Source organism: Anaerocolumna chitinilytica, from assembly GCF_014218355.1.
Classification (GTDB): Bacteria; Bacillota; Clostridia; order Lachnospirales; family Lachnospiraceae; genus Anaerocolumna; species Anaerocolumna chitinilytica.
Genome location: NZ_AP023368.1, coordinates 135,546 through 156,416 on the forward strand (window position 1 = coordinate 135,546; position 20,871 = coordinate 156,416).

The window sequence follows — 20,871 nt, forward strand, 5'->3', positions numbered from 1 at the left end:
GGTTTAAAATGAAATTTTTAAAAGGCATTATTGCACCGATTATCACTCCCATGAAGGAAGATGAAAGCATAAATGAAGCAGAATTAAGGAATCAGGTTAACCGGCTTATAGATGCGGGAATTCATGGAATTTTTACAACGGGAACTAACGGAGAAGGATATATTCTCTCATATGAAGAAAAGGAACAGGTGCTGTCTGCCGTATTAGATGAAGTCAAAGGCAGGGTAACTGTCTATGCAGGGACAGGCTGTATCAGTACAAAAGAAACCATAAGGCTATCAAAGAGAGCAGAAGAACAAGGCGCAGATGTATTATCAGTCATCACTCCGTCATTTGCAAAGGCTTCACAGGAAGAATTGTATGAGCATTTTCTGGCTGTAGCCGGAGAGGTAAAGCTCCCTATCATATTGTATAACATACCGGAACGGACAGGAAATGTCCTTCAGCCGGATACTGTAGCAAGGCTTGCAAAAATTGAAAACATCATTGGAATTAAAGACAGCAGCGGAAATTTTAATAATATGCTTCAATATATCGATAAAACAAAAAACATGGATTTTTCTGTTTATAGCGGAAATGATGCACTTATATTATGGACATTGCTGGCAGGCGGAGCCGGTGCTATCTCAGGGTGTGCAAATGTATTTCCTGAAAATATGGTAAATATCTATGAAAGCTATATCAACGGAGACCTTGAGGCGGCAAAGAAATACCAGAGTAATATAAACAGCTTCAGAGAGTGCTTTGTTCATGGAAACCCTAATACCATAGTGAAGACTGCCGTTGCTCTGTTGGGTTACCCGGTAGGCAGCTGCAGAAGACCTTTTCATAAGCTGCCGGATACAGGGATAACAGCAATTAAAAAAGTGCTGGAGGATAACAAGGTACTAGGTATCAGATAAAGCTAAAAGCATGGAGGTTAAAATGAAAAGACCGATTATTGCAATCACTATGGGGGATCCTGCCGGTATCGGACCAGAAATCACGGTGAAGGCATTAAGTAAACAGGATTTATACGAACGGTGTGCACCTGTGGTAATAGGAGATCTCTCTGTTCTAAAAAAAGCACTTATATATACAGGGCTTACTGATCTGCAGCTTCACCCGATTGCAAATGTAAAAGAGGCTGTGTTTCAGCCTGGACTGATTGATGTACTTGACATGGGATTGGCAGACAGTGAGAAGCTTGCTATTGGTCAGGTATCTAAAATGGCTGGAGAAGCAGCTTTTCAGTATGTGAAGAAGGTCATTGAACTGGCAATGGAAGGTAAGGTAGATGCTACCGTTACCAATCCGTTAAATAAGGAAGCTATAAATCTGGCAGGGCATCATTATGCAGGACATACTGAAATCTATGCTAAACTTACAGATACACCTAAATATACGATGATGCTTGCCCATAAGGACTTCAGAGTTGTACATGTTTCCACCCATGTATCGCTAAGAGAGGCTTGTGACAAAGTCAGGAAGGAAAGGGTTCTGGAGGTAATAGAAATTGCCAATAAAGCTTGTCTTGCAATGGGAATTGAAAAACCTGTTATTGGGGTTGCAGGTTTGAATCCTCACAGCGGAGAAAACGGGTTGTTTGGAAGAGAAGAAATAGATGAGATAATTCCGGCTATAGAAGCTGCCAAGCTAAAAGGCATCCAGACCGAAGGACCGGTGCCTCCGGATACCATCTTTTCAAAAGCAATAGGAGGCTGGTATGACATGGTAGTTGCAATGTATCACGACCAGGGGCATATCCCTCTAAAGGTAACAGGATTTGTATTTAACCGGAAGCTTAATAAATGGGATGCGGTGGAAGGCGTCAATATAACACTGGGTTTACCGATCATTAGGACATCTGTTGACCACGGAACTGCCTTTGACCAGGCAGGAACAGGAACAGCAAGTGAAGTAAGTCTTATTAATGCAATTGATTATGCAATCAGGTTTGCCGGAAAAAAATAATCTGTGTCCGGTAACTGATCATAATAGAAGAAGTGAAAGCTTAAGGGAGGTATTTTTTATGAGGAATTTGAAAAAACTGACGGCGGTATCTTTGATACTTGTCATGATGGCTGCGGCACTATCCGGCTGCGGTTCATCCAAATCAACAAATAAAACAAATAACAACACCGGTAACGATGCACAGGCAACTCAGGCAGCAGATAACAGCGGAAATTCTGACGGGGTTACACCGGCAACATCTTATAAGATGTTTATGCGTTCCCAGTATGCGGACTGGATTAAAGAACTGAAATGGTATGATGTAGCAGAAGAGAAAACAGGAATTCATGTTGAATATGTGGAAGGTCCTGAAGAAATTGCCGATACCTATACAGAAGTAGATGAGAGAATTGCCAGCGGAACTCTTCCCGATGCGGCTATGGTCAATCTGGCTCAGGCTAAGGTATATGGTGAGCAGGGCGCTTTCGTGGACTTAGCACCTTACATCAAAAAGTATGCTCCTAATTTGCAGGCTTACATAGACAAAAATCCTGACTATAAGTCTTATGTATCCAGTGATAATGGTGCAATTTATGGTTTAGTGAAAGAATCACCCATCTTTGCAGATTTAATTGGTTACCGTGCAGACCAGTTCAAAGAAGCCGGTATTGATCCAGCAAGCGTTAAGACGGTTGATGACTTCACCGCAGCGATGGAAACATTAAAGAAATTCTATGGTGCGAAAGACAAGAACTATTATCCTTTATCAGGCCGTGACAGTGCTCTTCGCTTCGCAGCCTGGTTCGGGGCAGCAAGCTATGCTGATGCAAATGGTTCCGGTGGTGTATACTACAACCATGAAAAAGACGGCTCTTTTAATATTAAGGCAGATGGGGCTTATACATGGATTGAAACAATGAAAAAGTGGTATGACGAAGGCCTTATCAATCCTCTTTGGGTAGCAGGAACCAACAGTGAAGGTGATTGGGAGTCCCAAACTTTAGAGGGACAGGCAAGTATTTTCTATGATTATTATAATCGTGCAGAATGGTTTATGCAAAATGTAGGTGCAGACGGCAACAAGAATTATGATATGCAGGTCTTGAATTTCTTACAGGATGCAAGTGGAAAAACCATACCGGTTACCTCTTCAATACTTTATCAGAACGGATGTGTAACAGCTGTTAACAGTGCCCGCAATGAAAGCACTATAGCAGCAATCCTGAAGTTTATCGACTACTTCTACAGTGAAGAAGGTATTACTCTGGCAAACTGGGGAGTAGAAGGAGAAAGTTTTACAACCAATGACAGCACAAAGATGTTTATTGCGGACTATACAACGGAAGAATCCAAAGCCGCCGGAGAAAAGAGATGGTCTTTCTTAAGCGACAGATTTACCGTATGCAAGCCGGTTGATCAGACTGCTTTCTACAGCTGGAATACCAAGCTTATTGCAGATGCGGCTAACAGTAATTTTAAGACTGAAAATTTCCTGGACAGACCTACTTTGATCTACTCAACAAGTCAGGAAGAAGAACTCACTAATCTGGTAGCTTCCGTATTTGAAGGAGAATCTGCAGGTTTGACAGCATTTATCACCGGCAGCAAAGAATTAAACAAAGATAATTGGAATGCTTTTATTAAAGAAATGGATAACATGGGATTATCCCAGATAGAAAAAATTCAGGCAGAAGCTTACACGAACACCTTTAGTAAATAATTAAACATTCTGACAGCCGGCAGTATCAAGGGATGTGGAAACGCTTAAGCGTTTCCGCTTCTCCTGTCAGAGATAGAAAGGAAGGAATAAAACGTTGGATAAAAGAAAAAAATCAGCAGTAATTCCTTTAGCAAAAAAACCACTGAAACGACGCATAATAAAAGACTTAAGTAGGAACAAGCAATTATACCTGCTGTTAGTGCCGGGTATAATAAGCTTGGTCTTATTTAAATTCGGCCCGTTATTCGGTATGGCAATTGCTTTTGAGAATTTCAGTGCCTTTAAAGGAATTACCGGGAGCGATTGGGTCGGACTAAAATGGTTCTTAAAAGTTTTCCATGACCCATATATGCTTAAGTTACTAAAAAATACACTCATTCTGGCGTTGCTTTCCTTAGTAGTGGTATTTCCTATACCAATTATATTTGCACTGTTTCTAAATGAGGTTAAGAGGAATAAAATCAGAGGATTTATTCAATCTTTAAGTTTTCTCCCCTATTTTATTTCAGCAGCGGTTATGGTCAGTATTCTATTTGCAATGCTCTCCCCTACCAGTGGTGTTATTAATAATATCATAGTTGCATTCGGTGGAGAAGCAATTCATTTTCAGGCCAGTCCGGCATGGTTTCGGCCTATGTATGTATTCTTGCAAGTATGGCAAACCTTTGGATATTCCGCAATTATATACATCGCGGCTATTACTTCGATTGATCCGGCACTGTATGAGGCGGCTGAAGTGGACGGTGCAGGCCGTTGGGTCAAAATGTTCCGTATTACTCTGCCCTCCATCTCCGTATCAGTAATTACCATGTTTATTATTAGTGTAGGAAATATCTTTACAGTAGACCTTGACAGAATACTGCTTATGTATAATTCCAGCGTATTCTCAACAGCGGATGTCATTCAGACATATGTATACCGTATAGCCTTTGAAAGTTCGGGTTTTCCCAATTACAGTTATGGAACTGCGGTGAATCTGCTGAAATCTATTTTGGCCTTTATTCTGGTAATGTTAACAAACAAAGCGGCAAATAAATATGCTGAGACCAGATTATTTTAACGGAAAGGATGTGTACAGTAAATGAAGAAGAAAATATCCGTATTTGAGATAGTGAACAGTCTGGTATTATTGTTGATTGCCTTATTCTGTATCTATCCTTTCCTGTATATTTTGTTCATAGCACTAAGTGATGGAACATATCTGACAAAAGGACAGGTAAGCTTTTTCCCAAAAGGCTTTAATCTGGAAGCATTTTCTTATGTATTGACTAATCCGAAATTCGATATCTTTACAGGTATGAGGAATTCCTTTATATATACCATAGCCGGAACCTTTATTGCTGTAATATTTACCTTTATAACGGCCTATGCCCTTTCCAGACCCCGTTTAAGGCAGCGTTACGTTATTATGTCCCTGTTTATCGTGACTTGGGTATTTGAAGCCGGTATTATTCCTCAGTATATTGTGTACAGCAAGTTGGGCTTTATTGATAACATCTGGGTTATGATAGTACCAGGTGCCATCAATACGCAGTTCCTTCTGATAACCAAGGCTTTTTTGGACGGGCTGCCCACGGAATTGGAGGAAGCTGCCTTTATAGACGGTGCATCTGATATTCAGGCCCTGTCCAGAATATTTCTTCCTGTTTCCAAACCAATCGTAGCAACGATTGCATTATTCAATGCTGTAAGTTTATGGAATCAATATCTTATTCCCCAAATGTTTTTAAAATCCAATAATTTAAAAACCATCCAGCAGATATTAAAGAGCGTCGTAATTACTTCCAGTAATTCCGGAACAGTGTTTACCAATGTCGTTAAGAATGGTTATACACTAAACCAGTATAATATGAAGGCTGCAGCTATTTTTATTGCCATGCTGCCTATTGTTTCTCTCTATCCTTTTGTACAGAAATATTTTAAAAAGGGAATTTTAATCGGTTCGGTGAAAGGCTGATTGCAGGACTGTAATGAAGTTTTTGGTGGTGATGTTAAAATTCGTGGAAAGGTATGGTAATTGAAATGGAAAGAAATTATATTGATATCGAGATAATAGAAGAGAATGGTAAACTATACAGAAATAAATTGATGGACACCATCGAAGCCCGTATTCCGAATACGCCATATAAGAGCTGTCATGCGGCAGACCTTCTGGAGCTTCCAGGCGGAGATCTTCTGTGCTGCTGGTTCGCGGGTTCCGATGAGGGAAATGCAGATGTAAGTATTGTATTATCAAGATTAAATGCAGATTCCAGTGCCTGGACAGAACCGGTAAAGGTATCCGATGATTCTACCCGTTCTGAACAGAACCCATCCCTTTTTCTGACACCGGCGGGCGAGATCTGGCTTATGTATACCGCCCAGGTTGCAAGGACCCCGGAGATAGAGGAAGGATTCAATCTTCAGTATACGGCTGAGATTAGAAGAAAAGTTTCAAAAGATGGTGGTTATACCTGGGGTAAGACAGAAGTAATGTTTGAGCGTCCGGGTTCCTTTTGCAGGCAGAAGATCCAGGTGCTATCAAACGGTCGTTTTATATTTGGTAACTGGATATGCTTTAGCGATGACTCCCGAAACGGGAGTGATATTACAGTAATGCAGATATCAGATGACAAGGGTTCAAGCTGGAGAGAGGTTCCAGTACCCGAGAGCCAGGGAAGAGTACATGCCAATATCGTAGAGACAGAGCCCGGTATGTTGACAGCAATCTTTCGAAGCCGCTTTGCGGACCACATCTATGTTTCCTTCTCAAAAGATAACGGAGATAGCTGGAGTGTCCCCACAGCGACAGAGCTTCTTAATAATAACTCCAGTATCTCCGCAATCAAGCTTCAAAGCGGAGCAATCGGCCTTATCTATAATCCGGTAGCGTTTAATGCGGATACAAAAAAGACTGTCTGGCCTGACCAGAGATGTCCGGTCACCCTTGCTATATCGGAGGATGGAGGAGTTACCTGGCCTTACCAGAGAATCATTGAACTGGGAGAAGGGTTTACCGGTATATGGAACGATATTAATAACGGCAGATATGAGTACCCGGTTATGATGCAGGGAAGTGATGGCAATATACATGTGGCATACAGCTGGGGTAACATGAAGTTCGGTAAAAGAAAATGTATAAAGTATCTCTGTGTGGAGGAAGCCTGGATCCGTGGGAGTAAGGTGTGCTATGGTGCTGAAAATAATCCTTCCATGCCTTGCAGAAGGTAGAAAGAAATTAATAAGGATAATATAGTTTTAAGACATCCTAATAAAATTACAAGAAGTATAAATGCTTACTATTAAGAAACAACAGGGGCTTTATACTTCTTTTTTATCTTTGACACGTTGACATTGAAAGTATTATATGGGAAAATAACAAAAAGCAAAGCTTCAAGTTTTCTGGTTACAGAGGCTTGAGGCTTTTTGCATAAGCTTGTCTGCCATATGGAACAGTATAAAAGGATAAACAGGCTTTTCACAATTTTCTCTTTTGATTTGAGCATGGGCGAAAGCCCATCACATGGAGGTTAATATGAAGAAAACATTTTCAGAAAATCAAATTGGAACAATAAAAAGTATAGTTGAGAACGAATTGCAAAGTGATAGAAAACAGAGGGTGTCAGCGATGAAAGCCTTCGGGTGGACGATTGCAGGGATTGCCTGCAGTTTTTTGGTTATTTTATTTATACCGGAATTGCTAAGAAAAGGGGCATCCAGAATATATAAAATGAGAATCCATAAAAATAAGGAGCTATAAACAGAGAAATCTACTGCAAAGGAAGAGGGAAAGATGGAGCTTAATATTTCAGATATAGCCAGTCAGTGCATTACTGAAATCAATAAAAAAATTAAAAATCTGAAAAATCTTAATATCATAGTTGCCGGAAAGACGGGAGTAGGCAAAAGTACGCTAATTAATTATATCTTCAGGGAGCAGCTTGCACAGACGGGAATAGGCAGACCGGTAACCCAGCATATTCAGATGATTACGAAAAAGGATGTACCCTTAACCATCTATGACACCAAAGGCCTGGAGCTTGGGCGTGATACCCAGAAGGAGATCAAAGGCGAGATTATAGATAAAATCAAAGAAGGGTTATATTCCAAGGATGAAAATAAATGCATTCATTGTATCTGGTACTGTATCAATACGGCATCTGACCGTATCGAAGAAGACGAGATAGAGTGGATCAAAGAATTCACAGAGGACAATAAAGATATTCAGGTGCCTCTTATTATCGTATTGACCAAATCCTTCTCAAAGAAAAAAGCGAAGGAATTCAAGGACTATATCGACAGCCTGAATCTGCCGGTATGTGCTATTGTACCGGTATTGGCACTGGATTACGAAATAGATGAAGAATATATAGCAAAGGCTTATGGCGGTGAGGAGCTGATTGAAATCATGGGGGAGCTGTTAGGGGAGGAATTGATCCCCACCCTCCAGAATGTTCAAAGAGCAGCCGTTAAACAGAAGGTAAAGTATGCAAGAGGTGTGGTTGCTACTACGGTTACAGCCAGCTTTGCCGAAGGCTTTACCCCTGTGCCTTTCGCCGATGCGGCACTGCTTGTACCGACCCAGGTGGCAATGATTGCCTCTATCACGGTGGCCTTTGGCCTGAAAGTGGACAAGGGTATCATCGCTTCTTTTATTACCTCGATTCTTGGCACTACCGGAGCAACTCTTGCAGGGCGGTCTATCGTGGCTGGTTTATTTAAGCTTATTCCGGGTGCTGGAACTATTATTGGCGGTGCTATCTCGGGAGGGACAGCCGCACTTATAACCACGGCACTGGGAGAAGCCTATATCAGATTGATGGAGAGAATGTGTCTGGGGGAAATAAAGGCGTCTGATATCTCCAGCAAAGAGGCCATGACAGAGATGAAAGAAATCTTTAAAGAAGAACTAAAAGACAGGAAGTAATTAGGAGGATGTTATGTCGGGTTTATTGAAGGAATTTTTAAATTATGCAGATCAGGAAAGGCTGGTTATTAATTATATACAGGTGAGAAAACAGGGTGAAATACTAGAGGAGTATCAGAGGCTTCAATCTAAAACCCGTCTGAATACCTGGTCTGCCAGCAAAAGTTTTGTCTCAGCGGCTGCGGGGATTGCTATAGGGGAAGGACTGCTTGATCTACAGGAGAAGGTATATTTAAGTTTTGAAGAATATTTGCCGGAGCATCCCGATGAGAATTTATTTCATATTACGGTAAGAGATATGTTAACTATGACATCAGGGCTGGAATCGCCGCTATTCTTTGCGGATGATGCACAGAGATATGCAACAGAGGACTGGATTGAATTTTTCTTTCAGCAGAAGTTCCTTTATAAACCGGGCAGCCGTTTTCTATACAGTAATTTTAATACCTATATGGTCAGTTGTCTGATTGAAAAGAGAGCCGGTCAGAACTTACTGGAATATCTGCGAAACAGGTTGTTTAAACCTTTGGGTATCCTAAGTCCCGATTGGACCTTCTGCCCCAAGGGACATGTACATGCTGCCAACGGCCTGTATCTGACAATTGATGAGATGGCAAATTTCGGAGAAATGCTTCTAAACGGCGGAAAATACGGAAATAAACAGGTTGTTCCCGCTGACTATGTGAAGGAAGCAACTACCAACCGCTTAGACTTATCAGAGCCGGAAAATGGATATGGCTATCAGTTCTGGATTAATCCGGATCATATATCCTACCGAGCAGACGGCAAGTTCGGTCAATATGTTATAGTGCTGCCTCAGAAAGAGGCGGTAGTGGCAGTTCAATCACTGGAGAGCAGAGATGTGTTTTCAGCAGTTTGGGAGCAGATAGTATCTAAGCTTTAAAGTAATTTCTATTGCCCAAAATCTGAGATAACAGTAATTGCGGAAGGTGTTGAAACGAAAGAGCAGTTTAGATATTTAGCTGGAGTGCTATGCTATGCAGGGGTATTATAGGTGTAAACTTCTATCCGGAGAGAAATTAACTGAAGGGATAAAATCTACAAACAGAATGGTATTTTGAAAAAAATTTAGAACATGACATATAGTTGTCCTCTTTTATCAGGTATAGTAGAAATAGAATCAGGAATTTTATTAAACAAATAAAGGAGCAGGATATGGATAAGGTGGACTACAAAAAAGCATTTAAAGAGTTATATCAGCCTGGGACAGTTCCTACCGCGATTGAAGTTCCCCAAATGAATTTCATACAGGTGGATGGACACGGAGATCCCAATGAGCCTGATGGGGAGTATCAGCAGGCAGTGGAGATTCTCTATGCATTATCCTATACAATTAAGATGTCTTTGAAAAAAGAGGAATCGATTGGTTATTTTGAATATGTGGTACCTCCCCTGGAGGGCTTCTGGGAAATAGAAGACAATGAAGACTACGATGTTAATAAGAAATCAAAGTTTGTTTGGACATCCATGATTCGTCAGCCTGAATTTGTGGATGAGGCAGTTTTTAAAATTGCATTAGAACTTACCAGAAGGAAGAAGCCCCAGATGTTATTGGAAAAGGCAAGATTTGTATCATTTACAGAGGGCTTATGTGTACAGTGCATGCATCTTGGAAGTTATGATGATGAGCCGGCGACACTTGAAAAAATGAGAAAATTCATAGAGACTAATGGTATGGTGTTCGATTTATCGGAGGAAAGGAAACATCACGAGATATATCTTTCTGACCCTCGAAAAGGAACACCTTCAAGCAGGAAGACTATTCTTCGGTATCCGGTAAAAAGGATATGATAATATACGTTATAATAAAGTGATATAATAAAAAAGGTAGTAATAAAAAGGAGTAATAAAAAAAGTATAAGATTGTTAAAATAAAGAAGTGCTCTGGTGTCCGTTTATTCGTAAAGATAAGGAAACCAGAGTACTTTTGCTATGCTCAACAACTTTATAAAGTATTGTGCTCCGACATCAGTTTAGATAAATTACTATAATAACGGTCAGTAACCATAAGAGATACTGCGGCATATTTTTTAAGGCTTTCCAGCTCTTCTTGGGAGGTAGGGTAGGATGCCTGAAAATTGCCGTTAGGATTCTCCAGGTCTTCATAAATTTGTTCTAGTGTCTTGAAATATTCTGTACGATTCATGTTAGTTCCTTTCTTAGTTAGTTAACGCTTGATACCAAGATGAGTACCACAGCTTTCTCGAATTACCAATTCCGGTGCCAGTGAAAACTTTGGGGGACTGCTGTTCCCTCCGATAATGTTAATTAAAGTATTAATTACCAGTCTACCTAGTAAATCATGATGCTGATTGATACTTGTCAGCCTTGGGATATGAAATTCTCCGTTTTCAAATTGATCGCAGCTTATGAAAGCAACTTCTTCCGGTACCTTTATGGACAAGTCCTGCAAGGCACGCTCCGAGCCGATGGCTACATTATCATTAATAGCCAGAAAGGCTGTAAAAGGTACATTTCTGCTGACTAAGGTATTGATAGCTGAATATCCGTCCTTTGAATAATAATCGGAAAGGGAGATCAACCGTTCGTCGACGGATAAGCCAAGTTCCTTTAAGGCGCTTTTGTAAGCGTTTACACGAATATCTGTAATAGTTACATTAGGCTGACCGCCTACAAAGGCAATTTGCCTGTGGCCGAGCATGTAAAGATAATTTATTGCCAGGGTAACTCCCTGTCCGGTTTCCGGATGTATAAACACACAATTTGTATCTTCTATTTCTTTACCAATTACAACAACGGGAAGCTGGTCGGATAATCTTTTTAACGCTTGCTTGTAATTCACATCTACAGTAACTAAATCCACTTGACCGCCTATAATAAGGACTCCGTCCACCTGTTTTTCTACTAACATCTGAAAGTAATACGCCTCATCTCTGGTATTACGAATTCCGTGGGAAGAACCGCCAAACAAGGTGTTACAAAGAAGCAGGGTGTAACCGGCCTCTAAGGAAAAACGCTCGATTTCTAAGAACATAGATGAAAAATACGGGTTAGAAATATCAGGCAGAACAACACCAATAGTCATTGTTTGCTTAGAGATTAACCCCCTGGCTAGTGCGTTTGGAGAAAAATTGTATTTCTGAATCACCTCTTCAACACGCTTTCGGCGTTCTGCTGAGACAGAGGTGTTTCCATTCATGACACGGGAAACTGTGGCAATTGATACCTGTGCTTCATCGGCTATTTGATTTATTGTGATATGTTCTTTGTCTCCCAATTATTACATCCTTTCTGCAGTCTGCTTTTCTATGGCAAATCTATCATATATGATTCATAAGCGTTCATTTCTATTCTCGTTATCAATAATATAGCATAGTCCTTAAAAAAAATCAATGACAATGTAAACGTTTTCAAATATTCACAAAGATTTTATTTTGTTTCAATGTAAGAAACTCTTAAAAGTAGCCAATAAGACAATGATAATATCGAATTATAGTGATAAATATTACAAAAATAATTCTGAACTCACTATTGACAATCAAAAATCCGTGTGATATATTTCTGCTTGTGAAAACGTTTACAAAAAACGAAAGGGGTGATGGATAAATGAAATTAAGTAAAAAAGAATCTGCAGATAAAAAGAAGGGATTTGGAAAGTGGGCAGTCTCTCTGCGCAAGGATCAGGCATTTCTGATTATGTGTATTCCTGCAATTTTGTATTTTTTGATATTTGCTTATCTTCCGATGCCTGGTATTTATGTAGCCTTTACAAACTTTAACTACAACAAAGGTATCTTTGGAAGTTCCTTTATAGGACTGGATAATTTGAAATTTATTACTTTGTCTGGAAAACTGGGAGTGCTGATTAGAAATACAGTTTTGTATAACCTTGCCTTTCTGGTTACCAGCCATCTCATTCAGATAGCAATAGCGGTATTGCTGAATGAAATCCGTAATAAAAAGTTCCGAAAGCTGTCTCAATCACTTTTAATTTTACCAAATTTCATTTCCTATGTTTTGGTTGGTCTGTTTAGCTTTGCAATTTTTAATAGTACCAACGGTATCTTAAATCATTTTTTAATGAGCCTGGGTAGAAATGAAGCACAAATCTACTCTACGCCATCCGTGTGGCCGGCAATATTAGTAATCGTAAACCTGTGGAAGGGAGCGGGATATGGTTCTATTGTGTATTTTGCAGCACTTACCGGTTTGGACCATGAAATCCTGGAAGCAGCGCAGGTAGATGGAGCCAGTACCATTCAGAAAATACGTTATATTACCTTACCCAGCCTGAAACCAACATTTATTATCTTAGTTCTTTTGTCAATTGGAGGAATACTAAGAGGGAATTTTGATTTATTCTACAATATGGTTGGCAGCAGTAATGTGGTATTACATAATTCTACGGATGTGCTTGAAACCTATGTGTTCCGGGCAATGACAAATAATTTTCAATTCAGCACAGCAGCAGCGGTATCCTTTGTACAATCCATATTTGGTTTTGTCCTGGTAATGACCACCAATATGATTGTGAAAAAGATAGAGCCCGACTATGCATTATTTTAGGACAGAACAGCCCTTAATTATGTACGCGTTAAAGTACGCAGATGGGAGCCAATAATGAAGAAAAACAAAAAAAAGGGTGATTTATCGGGCCGGATTATCCGGATTATTGGATATTTATTTATTTCGTTTCTAGCCATATCATGTTTGCTGCCCTTTCTTATCATGGTTTCGGCTTCTTTTGAAAATGAAAAAGTCTTAGTTACTCAGGGGTATCATTTGCTGCCGAAACAATTTACAGTCTATGCCTATCAGATTATTCTGGGTGGAAGCAATGAAATTGTAGGTTCCTATATTGTAACGGTACTCTTAACGATTATTGGAACCACTTTGGGATTATTTATTACTGCTATGACCGGATATGTTTTGCAAAGACCAGATTTCCAGCGCAGAAATAAAGTCTCGTTATTTCTGTTTTTTACAACTCTGTTTTCCGGCGGGTTGGTACCGTTTTATCTTTTAATGACGAGATATCTTCATCTGAAGAATAATTACCTTGCGATATTATTACCATCCCTTCTTAGTGCATGGAACATCATTATGATGAAGAATTTTATTCGCAACTCCATTCCTCATAGCGTCAGTGAAGCGGCAAATATCGACGGTGCATCTCCGTTTGTAACTTTCACAAGAGTAATATTTCCAATGTCAAAGCCGGCACTTGCTACAATCGGTTTATTTATCGGATTAGGCTATTGGAATGAATGGTATAATTCCATGTTATTTTTGGATAGCAGTGTTGCTTACAGACCTCTGCAGCTTTTGCTCTACAATCTTATTAACAGAGCGGAATATCTAAAAAATTCCATGGCAGGACGTAATATTCTAGCCCAGAACCTGCCCTTAGAAACAGTCAAGATGGCAACGGCTGTTTTGGCCACGGGACCTATCATCCTTGCGTATCCCATGGTACAAAAGTATTTTATATCCGGTATTACCGTTGGAGCCGTGAAAGGATAAGTTATTGAAAATTCCATTTGGTCTGACCGATTGTGCGCAGGTTGGCTGGATTGATTGGGGTTCAATATAAAGTAGTTAGATTCAAAAACTATAGTATGGGAGATATAAAATGAAAAAAAGATGGATTTCAATGTTTTTAGTATTCGTTCTGATAGTTTTTTCTTTTACGGGCTGCGGTAAATCCGATTCAAAGGAAACTACAGGCAAAACAACAGAATCAGGGGATGCTGCCGGACAGAATAAATATAAAGGTCCCAGCGGAAATACGCCTGTCATAGACGGGAAAGTTGATACCTCAAAATTTGTTACCGTTAAGATGTTAGTTTTAGGTGACCCCCCAAAGGGTGGCGCTGACAAAAGAGTGCTGGAACAGCTAAATAAGATCTTTAAGGAAAAGCTGAATGCAGAGCTGGATATTCAGTGGATTGAATGGAATAACTATGCTACAAAATACCAGATGGAATTGGTTTCCGGCAGCGATATTGATCTTATATTCACAAGTTCAACCTGGTTGAATTTATGGGACAATGCAGAAAAAAGTGCATTTATGGACCTGACAGAGATGCTTCCCCATTACGCACCCCAGTTGTGGGCAGATACGAAAAAGGAAGAATGGGAAGGCTGTACCTACAAGGGGAAAATTGTTGCACTGCCGGAACATAGAAAATGGCAATTATCCACTCCGTTATTCGTTTACCGCGCAGACTGGGCAAAAGAATTTGGAATCGATAAAGTGGACTCCACTGATACATTAGAACAATACTGCAAAGCGATTTTAGCAAATAAACCGGGTGTAATTCCATACAATGTAGGCGGAAGTGCAGGCTCCAATGAATTATATGCTATGTGGCTGCGCCAGGATACCGATTATGTTTTAGGTGCCGGCAGCGTAGGTATGGCAGTACCGGTAACAAATAAAAGTATCGATGAACCCTGGACTTCCGTTTCACCGGTATTTGATGATAAATTTCTTGATTTTGCTGTGAAAATGAAGGAGTGGGGCGATGCAGGATTTTGGCCCAATGATGTAATGTCAACTACCGTTGATACAAAAGCTGCGTTTCTTGCAGGAAACTCCGGACTCTACAGTGTTAACGTAGCTAACTATTATCCTTTATTCCAGGAGATGGCAAAGGAAAATCCGAAGGCTGAGTTAGGCGGATTTTTCTTTGATGAAAAAAGAGGTTTTGCGATTTCTGACGTTGTAACCCAGGATGCCTGCTCCATTACTGCAAATGCAAAGAACCCGGAAAGAGCTCTTATGATGTATGACTTGTTTCAATATGATCCTGAAGTTTACCGTTTGACCCAGTATGGTATTGAAGGAGAGCAATACGTTATCAATAAAGACGGATATCGTGAAAAGCCTGCCAGCTACAAGGAAGAGAAGGATTCTTATTATTGGGATATGTGGAGTACCAGAAATGATGCTCTTGAAGTGCCGGAATTTAATCCATATAAAGACAAAATCGATGAAATTAATGCTATGATTAAGCCTTGGACACGAATGAATCCCTGGGGTTCCTTTATTGTAGATACTTCTAATATGAATGCACAGGTAACAGCAATAAATGAGGCTGGAACCACCTGGCTTCCGGCAATTCAATTCGGTAAAGCGGGTGATCCGGCAGATGCCGTAAAACAGTACCGTGATGCTTTAACCAATGCCGGCATCGAGGATTATATGAAGGAAGTAGAACGCCAGATGCAGGAGTTTAATAAAAAATAATGTAATACAAATGTAAATAAATAGAGAAAGAAAGGCTGCCAGAAATAGTCATGTACTATCGTTGCAATCATGCTAATATGACAGCCTTTATTTTATAGGATACTTATCTTTGGAGGGAAATATGGATAGTTTTATTGGTTGTGATTTTGGAGGTACAAAGCTGTTAATCGGTGAGATTGATATGCAGGGGAACATATTGGGGATGAAAAGGTATGAAACCGGTATTAAGAATCACAGGGAAGCAGCGGACCGAGTTCTGGAGTGTTTAAACGACTATATCAGCAAAGTTGGATTTATAGGATCTCCGGCAGCAGTTGGCGCAGGCGTTGTGGGTGTAGTTGATTATGAAAACGGGATATGGAAATCAATGGACCATATAGAGACAAATCCAATTCCCCTTGGGAAGCTTATTTCAGAGAAATTGAATATACCCGCTTATATAGATAATGACGTAAAATGTGCAACTGGTGCGGAGATGATATTTGGTCATGGTAAGGATAGCCAGAATTTTATCTACTTAAATATCGGAACCGGCATAGCCGCAGGAATTGTATCAGAAGGAAGATTAATTCGGGGAGCAAATAACAACAGTGGTGAGGTTGGGCATAGTGTGATTGATCTCACAAGAGAAAACCAATGTATTTGCGGCAGAAAGGGATGTGTTGAGAGTCTCGCCTCCGGGTCGGGTTTACATGCCCAGGCGCTTTGTTTATATGATGATTTTGAAACAAAGCTTAGCAGACCGAGTGAAGGAAACAGAGTCAATGCGGCTGAAGTATTTCGTTTATCGGAGGAAGGCGACCCCTTATGCCATAAATTAACCCAACAGCTTGAAGATCAATTAGCTAATTTAATTATGAATATGGTAAGAGTTTCAGATCCGGATACGATTATTTTGGGTGGCGGTTTAGTTAGTGACGGCTGGCTTCTGCCGAGAATCAAAGAAAAATTGAATCCAGCAACCATGCGCGGTGTAAAAAACGGAGTTATTTTATCCAGCTTCGACCCAAGATTTGTCGGATTGATAGGTGCTGGCGCAATCGGACTAATTGGACTTCAACATCAAAAATAATATATTTAAGGAGAGAATTAGTATGAATATAATAATTGCAGAAAATGAACAAAGGTTTGATCAGATAGCAGCATGGAAAATTATCGGTCAGATGCTGTCAAAGCCGGAGAGCTTGATTGGGCTTTCAACCGGGCAGACTACTATGAATATGCATCGAATTGTCAGCGAAATATACAAAATGAATCCTTTTGATACGTCGAAGGTACAGGTTTTTAACGTGGATGAGTTGATTAATCTGCCAAGAACCTATTCCGGCAGCTGCTATGCCATGATAAAAAGCCAGTTGTGTGATTCCTTAAATATTCCGGAAGAACATTTTATTATGCCGCCGACTTTTAGTGAGGATTTTGAACTGGAGTGTAAAAAGTTTGATCAGGCATTAGAGGCAGCGGGCGGGATTGATCTTCAGATGCTTGGTATTGGCTGGAATGGGCATATCGGTATCAATCAACCGGGAACACCCTTTGAAAGTACGACCTGGGTCTCTCCAATGGATCCGATATTTGAGGAAAAAGTTCGCAGGGAGACCAAGGTAGACGAGAATTATTATCTTGGGGGTCTGACTCTTGGGATCAAGAACATTATGCAGGCGAGAAAGGTTGTCCTTATTGCAAAGGGAAGACAAAAAGCAGAGATTATCAAAAAGGCACTTCAGGGGCCGGTTACCGTTGATATTCCGGCATCTGTATTACAACTGCATCCAAACTGTGAAGTTTTATTGGATACAGAGGCAGCATCAATGCTATAATTAGAGTATGTATGTAGAATTGCGTTGGAAAGGGCATGGGTGTTAGTGTGTGTAAATATAATGCAGTGATATTTGTAAGTCCAATGGGACATGATGTAAACCGGGTATGTACGATTTTAAGCCGCTGGCTTAATGAAACCGGGCTCTTTTTTGTGGAAGCCGCAGGAACCTATCCCGGAGCAGAATATTCCATTGAAAGCTATATGCTCAACAAAGAAAAAGCAGCTAAGACAGATCTTTTTATTTTTCTCTGCTCTGATGAGTATTGGTCTAACAGGGAAATAGAGTTATGTCTGGCAGAAGAAGTAAAGAAGGGGAAGGGTGTTTTATTCTACCACGGATTGCATCCCTGCTTTGGAAATAATCCTGAGATAGAGAAGATGATCGGGCTTTTGTGGCGGGAGACGGCAACTCACGGTGATTTTAATTACTGGGATATTACGATATCAGACCTGCCTGATAAAGGGAGACATCCAATTACAGAGGGTGTCGGTAATTTCCGGACAGCCGACGAGTTATTCTGCAGGCTGGAAAACCCATGGAATGTTCCGGTGCAAGTACTTGCAACCGCTTATTCTGATCCTGAAGTGATATCCAGATGGGGTCATACGGGAACCGGATATGAAGAACCGGTATTAACGGTTGGAAATTACGGCAAGGGTAATACGGTTAACTTTATCTTGGGCCATGTCTGGCCCTTTTATACCGGGCACGGTCTGACGGAAAATACAACAATTGCACTGGAACCTGCAGAGTTTAAAGCCATGTTCTTAAGAAGCTGTGAATGGGCAGTGACCGGACAGGTACTTGTAACGAAGGAGTGCTAGGAGGATTCGATAATGAAAGAGGAGTTTCGTAAAGAGCTTATCCAGAGCGGATTTATACATAGGCCGTTACCCCTTTATGAAGACGGAAGATTGGAGACCGGTCTGCTAAAAAGAAAGGTCTTGGAGCGCAAACCTATATGGGCGGACTCTATATATCCGAAACTGCATCATAGCGGAGAAGGAACCGTTTCAGTTGAAACAAATGATGGCACACAGACGATTAAGCTTATGGGAACATCTATTACCTATTGCTGGCCGGAGGCCATGAGTCCCGATGGAGACTGTGCTTTTTATGGAACTGTTCATGCTAGAATCGAACTTGAACATGAAAATTGGGAGCAATTCCACTGTATGGTATTTGAGGTTAAGCCGGTTTGTGAGGGAGTACGCAGTGTTAACTTAAATCTAGGAATCCGAAATGAAGGTAAAGTGAAGGTTCCTGATGAATATTACAGAGAAGGCACCCATGTCGTTAATCTGAAAAATGGTGAATGGAACCCATGCCTCTGGGAATTCGGAAGTATGGGAAGGGATGAGATCACAGAACTGGATTTTAGCTGCAGATTGAATGGAAAAGATACCTCCTCCGGTGATAAGGTCACTTTTTACATTCGAAAGGTATATCTTCAAAAGGTAATGGAACCGGAGCCGGACAAAGGTTGGCTCTGCAGTACTGAAAAAATCTCATATTCTTCCTCCGGTTACTTTAGTATCGGCAAAAAATTTGCAGTTACTGCTAGAAAATCAGAGACGTTTCAACTTTTGGAGGCAGATACCCATAAGATAATTTATGAAGACAGGGTAAGACAGCAGGTCTTTCAAGGGTCAGAATATTTTATCATGGATTTTTCCGAGGTAACGAAAGAAGGAACCTATATTCTCCGCTGTGATGGATTGGAGACAAGACCTTTTCCTATTTCTGAAAATGCTTTCGAGGAAGCTCTCTGGAAGGTAATTAATTTTATATTCTGTGAAAGATGCGGTTACCCCGTTCCCGGAAAGCATGGAAAATGTCATCAGGATGTTGTGGCGAAGCATAATGGAACGCTCCTGTCCTTTGGGGGAGGATGGCATGATGCAGGGGATATGTCACAGCAGTTGATTCATACGGCAGAGGTAACCCTGGCGTTGCTAGAGATGGCAGACGCCCTTGAAAAACAAAAGATAAAAGAGCACAAAACTGAGCAGGATATTTATGGAACCCTGCTTCAAGAACGTCTTTTGGAAGAAGCTATGTGGGGACTGGAATTTGTCCTGAACAGCCGATTCGGAGACGGGTACCGCGCCACCAGTGCGGGATTGGTTCGCTGGACCAACAATCGTATCGGGGATGAGGATGATGTGGAGGTGCGCTGTCATAACCATGCCTTCGAAAATCTTCTGTGCAGCGGGATTTGCGCAGTGGCCTCCAAATTGTTGGCGGATAAGGACAAAGAGCTTGCCTGGAAATGCCTGGAGGCAGCAAAAGAAGATTATACCTTTGGCATTAACCGATTTGAAGAAGTGGGGATGGAGCTGCCGATTATGTGGGAGCATACCTACTCCTCTTCAAAATCCCAGTACTATTCCTTAATTGTCTGGACTTCCTCTATTCTTTTTGAGCAGACGAAGGATGAAGTCTATAGTGGCAAGGCTGCCTTGTACGGAGAGAGACTTCTTAATTGTCAGGAGCAGGAGGTAAAGGCCGGTGAATTTACCGGGTTTTTCTATCGGGATGAGAGCAGGAAGGAAATTGTTCACTACAGCCATCAATCAAGGGAGTATATGTTTATAGAGGCACTGGAGCGCTTATGCCTTTCTCAGCCGGAACATTCGGATTTACCGAAGTGGGAGCGGGGTATACAGCTTTACGGGGAGTATTTGAAACAACTAATGGAATATGCTAGTCCTTATCATATGATACCGGCAGGCTTATACCATGAAAGTGAAACAGAATATAAGGACACTTTTAAAATAATGCATCTTCTGGTGGATTACGAGGAACAGAAGGTTAATTATCAGAAGCAGCTTAAAGCGGGAGTTGAATTAAAGGACGGTTATTATGTTCGTAATTTTCCGGTCTGGTTCTCTTTTCGCGGGAATACGGCTATCCATCTTGCCATGGGTAAGGGAGCTGCCGTAGCAGGAGCATATCTAAAGGATAAGGAATTGCTGTCATTTGCCAAAGAACAGCTTTATTGGATTGGCGGCAGAAATCCTTTTCATCAGTCCCTGATGTATGGGGAAGGGGAACGTTACGCTCAGCAATATGCGGTTATGCCTGGTGAAATGACAGGAGAACTGCCGGTAGGTATTCAGACAAATGAAAATGAAGATATTCCCTATTGGCCCCATAACAATAATGCAACATATAAAGAGGTTTGGACCTCTTCTGCCTGCAGGTGGCTATGGCTGCTGGCTAAAATATATCAGAATGAAAGATAACATATCTT

The 20,871-nt window shown here is 40.8% G+C and carries 19 protein-coding genes; 17 read left to right on the plus strand and 2 right to left on the minus strand.

What is annotated here, in order from left to right; all coding sequences use genetic code 11:
- Positions 1-8: 8 nt before the first annotated feature.
- The 10 genes from dapA (at position 9) to bsdcttw_RS00650 (ending at position 10,370) form a co-directional block, all read left to right on the plus strand.
- Entirely contained in the window at positions 9-902 is an 894-nt protein-coding gene (gene dapA / locus bsdcttw_RS00605) for a 4-hydroxy-tetrahydrodipicolinate synthase (protein ID WP_185257531.1), read from the plus strand.
- Between the two features lie 49 nt (positions 903-951).
- Positions 952-1,953 (plus strand): 4-hydroxythreonine-4-phosphate dehydrogenase PdxA, encoded by a 1,002-nt coding sequence (gene pdxA, locus bsdcttw_RS00610; protein ID WP_185259639.1) that lies wholly within the window; start codon positions 952-954, stop codon positions 1,951-1,953.
- 58 nt (positions 1,954-2,011) lie between these two features.
- A complete protein-coding gene (locus bsdcttw_RS00615) occupies positions 2,012-3,652 on the plus strand; it encodes a type 2 periplasmic-binding domain-containing protein (RefSeq protein WP_185257532.1) in 1,641 nt (546 codons plus the stop codon).
- A 94-nt stretch (positions 3,653-3,746) separates the two neighbouring features.
- On the plus strand, positions 3,747-4,712 hold the full coding sequence (locus tag bsdcttw_RS00620) for an ABC transporter permease (RefSeq protein ID WP_185257533.1): 966 nt from the start codon (positions 3,747-3,749) through the stop codon (positions 4,710-4,712).
- Positions 4,713-4,733: 21 nt separating this feature from the next.
- A complete protein-coding gene (locus bsdcttw_RS00625) occupies positions 4,734-5,609 on the plus strand; it encodes a carbohydrate ABC transporter permease (protein WP_185257534.1) in 876 nt (291 codons plus the stop codon).
- Positions 5,610-5,662: 53 nt separating this feature from the next.
- On the plus strand, positions 5,663-6,862 hold the full coding sequence (locus tag bsdcttw_RS00630; RefSeq protein ID WP_225903754.1) for a sialidase family protein: 1,200 nt from the start codon (positions 5,663-5,665) through the stop codon (positions 6,860-6,862).
- Positions 6,863-7,166: 304 nt separating this feature from the next.
- Positions 7,167-7,391 carry a hypothetical protein gene (locus tag bsdcttw_RS00635; protein WP_185257536.1) on the plus strand — a complete coding sequence of 75 codons (225 nt, stop codon included), beginning with the start codon at positions 7,167-7,169 and terminating at the stop codon, positions 7,389-7,391.
- A 33-nt stretch (positions 7,392-7,424) separates the two neighbouring features.
- Positions 7,425-8,558: a YcjF family protein gene (locus tag bsdcttw_RS00640; RefSeq protein ID WP_185257537.1), complete on the plus strand. Its 1,134-nt coding sequence runs from the start codon at positions 7,425-7,427 to the stop codon at positions 8,556-8,558.
- A 13-nt stretch (positions 8,559-8,571) separates the two neighbouring features.
- The gene (locus bsdcttw_RS00645) at positions 8,572-9,462 is read left to right on the plus strand and encodes a serine hydrolase domain-containing protein (protein ID WP_185257538.1); all 891 of its coding nucleotides are present in this window, start codon (positions 8,572-8,574) and stop codon (positions 9,460-9,462) included.
- A 272-nt stretch (positions 9,463-9,734) separates the two neighbouring features.
- Positions 9,735-10,370 carry a GyrI-like domain-containing protein gene (locus bsdcttw_RS00650; RefSeq protein WP_185257539.1) on the plus strand — a complete coding sequence of 212 codons (636 nt, stop codon included), beginning with the start codon at positions 9,735-9,737 and terminating at the stop codon, positions 10,368-10,370.
- A gap of 154 nt (positions 10,371-10,524) precedes the next feature.
- Here bsdcttw_RS00650 and bsdcttw_RS00655 read toward each other — a convergent pair whose 3' ends face one another.
- Both bsdcttw_RS00655 and bsdcttw_RS00660 read right to left on the minus strand, forming a co-directional pair.
- Complete coding sequence (locus bsdcttw_RS00655; protein ID WP_185257540.1) at positions 10,525-10,725, minus strand: hypothetical protein; 201 nt, start codon at positions 10,723-10,725, stop codon at positions 10,525-10,527.
- Between the two features lie 21 nt (positions 10,726-10,746).
- Positions 10,747-11,817: a LacI family DNA-binding transcriptional regulator gene (locus bsdcttw_RS00660; RefSeq protein ID WP_225903755.1), complete on the minus strand. Its 1,071-nt coding sequence runs from the start codon at positions 11,815-11,817 to the stop codon at positions 10,747-10,749.
- 329 nt (positions 11,818-12,146) lie between these two features.
- Here bsdcttw_RS00660 and bsdcttw_RS00665 point away from each other — a divergent pair, with 329 nt between their 5' ends.
- The 7 genes from bsdcttw_RS00665 to bsdcttw_RS00695 all read left to right on the plus strand — a co-directional run bounded on the left by bsdcttw_RS00665 (position 12,147) and on the right by bsdcttw_RS00695 (position 20,863).
- Positions 12,147-13,106 (plus strand): ABC transporter permease, encoded by a 960-nt coding sequence (locus tag bsdcttw_RS00665; RefSeq protein WP_185257541.1) that lies wholly within the window; start codon positions 12,147-12,149, stop codon positions 13,104-13,106.
- A 54-nt stretch (positions 13,107-13,160) separates the two neighbouring features.
- Positions 13,161-14,063 carry a carbohydrate ABC transporter permease gene (locus bsdcttw_RS00670; RefSeq protein WP_185257542.1) on the plus strand — a complete coding sequence of 301 codons (903 nt, stop codon included), beginning with the start codon at positions 13,161-13,163 and terminating at the stop codon, positions 14,061-14,063.
- Positions 14,064-14,172: 109 nt separating this feature from the next.
- Positions 14,173-15,792: a DUF3502 domain-containing protein gene (locus bsdcttw_RS00675; protein ID WP_185257543.1), complete on the plus strand. Its 1,620-nt coding sequence runs from the start codon at positions 14,173-14,175 to the stop codon at positions 15,790-15,792.
- A gap of 121 nt (positions 15,793-15,913) precedes the next feature.
- Positions 15,914-16,864, plus strand: coding sequence for an ROK family protein (locus bsdcttw_RS00680; protein ID WP_185257544.1), 951 nt, complete (start codon positions 15,914-15,916; stop codon positions 16,862-16,864).
- Positions 16,865-16,886: 22 nt separating this feature from the next.
- A complete protein-coding gene (locus bsdcttw_RS00685; protein WP_185257545.1) occupies positions 16,887-17,612 on the plus strand; it encodes a 6-phosphogluconolactonase in 726 nt (241 codons plus the stop codon).
- 35 nt (positions 17,613-17,647) lie between these two features.
- Positions 17,648-18,439: a ThuA domain-containing protein gene (locus bsdcttw_RS00690; protein WP_207726472.1), complete on the plus strand. Its 792-nt coding sequence runs from the start codon at positions 17,648-17,650 to the stop codon at positions 18,437-18,439.
- A gap of 12 nt (positions 18,440-18,451) precedes the next feature.
- A complete protein-coding gene (locus bsdcttw_RS00695) occupies positions 18,452-20,863 on the plus strand; it encodes a glycoside hydrolase family 9 protein (protein WP_185257547.1) in 2,412 nt (803 codons plus the stop codon).
- Positions 20,864-20,871: the final 8 nt, after the last annotated feature.

Bases quoted from the DNA above. Each gene is read 5' to 3' on its own strand.
- dapA (WP_185257531.1), top strand. From the start codon at position 9: ATGAAATTTTTAAAAGGCATTATTGCACCGATTATCACTCCCATGAAG.
- pdxA (WP_185259639.1), top strand. From the start codon at position 952: ATGGGGGATCCTGCCGGTATCGGACCAGAAATCACGGTGAAGGCATTA.
- bsdcttw_RS00615 (WP_185257532.1), top strand. From the start codon at position 2,012: ATGAGGAATTTGAAAAAACTGACGGCGGTATCTTTGATACTTGTCATG.
- bsdcttw_RS00625 (WP_185257534.1), top strand. From the start codon at position 4,734: ATGAAGAAGAAAATATCCGTATTTGAGATAGTGAACAGTCTGGTATTA.
- bsdcttw_RS00630 (WP_225903754.1), top strand. From the start codon at position 5,663: ATGGTAATTGAAATGGAAAGAAATTATATTGATATCGAGATAATAGAA.
- bsdcttw_RS00635 (WP_185257536.1), top strand. From the start codon at position 7,167: ATGAAGAAAACATTTTCAGAAAATCAAATTGGAACAATAAAAAGTATA.
- bsdcttw_RS00640 (WP_185257537.1), top strand. From the start codon at position 7,425: ATGGAGCTTAATATTTCAGATATAGCCAGTCAGTGCATTACTGAAATC.
- bsdcttw_RS00645 (WP_185257538.1), top strand. From the start codon at position 8,572: ATGTCGGGTTTATTGAAGGAATTTTTAAATTATGCAGATCAGGAAAGG.
- bsdcttw_RS00650 (WP_185257539.1), top strand. From the start codon at position 9,735: ATGGATAAGGTGGACTACAAAAAAGCATTTAAAGAGTTATATCAGCCT.
- bsdcttw_RS00655 (WP_185257540.1), bottom strand. From the start codon at position 10,725: ATGAATCGTACAGAATATTTCAAGACACTAGAACAAATTTATGAAGAC.
- bsdcttw_RS00665 (WP_185257541.1), top strand. From the start codon at position 12,147: ATGAAATTAAGTAAAAAAGAATCTGCAGATAAAAAGAAGGGATTTGGA.
- bsdcttw_RS00670 (WP_185257542.1), top strand. From the start codon at position 13,161: ATGAAGAAAAACAAAAAAAAGGGTGATTTATCGGGCCGGATTATCCGG.
- bsdcttw_RS00675 (WP_185257543.1), top strand. From the start codon at position 14,173: ATGAAAAAAAGATGGATTTCAATGTTTTTAGTATTCGTTCTGATAGTT.
- bsdcttw_RS00680 (WP_185257544.1), top strand. From the start codon at position 15,914: ATGGATAGTTTTATTGGTTGTGATTTTGGAGGTACAAAGCTGTTAATC.
- bsdcttw_RS00685 (WP_185257545.1), top strand. From the start codon at position 16,887: ATGAATATAATAATTGCAGAAAATGAACAAAGGTTTGATCAGATAGCA.
- bsdcttw_RS00690 (WP_207726472.1), top strand. From the start codon at position 17,648: ATGGGTGTTAGTGTGTGTAAATATAATGCAGTGATATTTGTAAGTCCA.
- bsdcttw_RS00695 (WP_185257547.1), top strand. From the start codon at position 18,452: ATGAAAGAGGAGTTTCGTAAAGAGCTTATCCAGAGCGGATTTATACAT.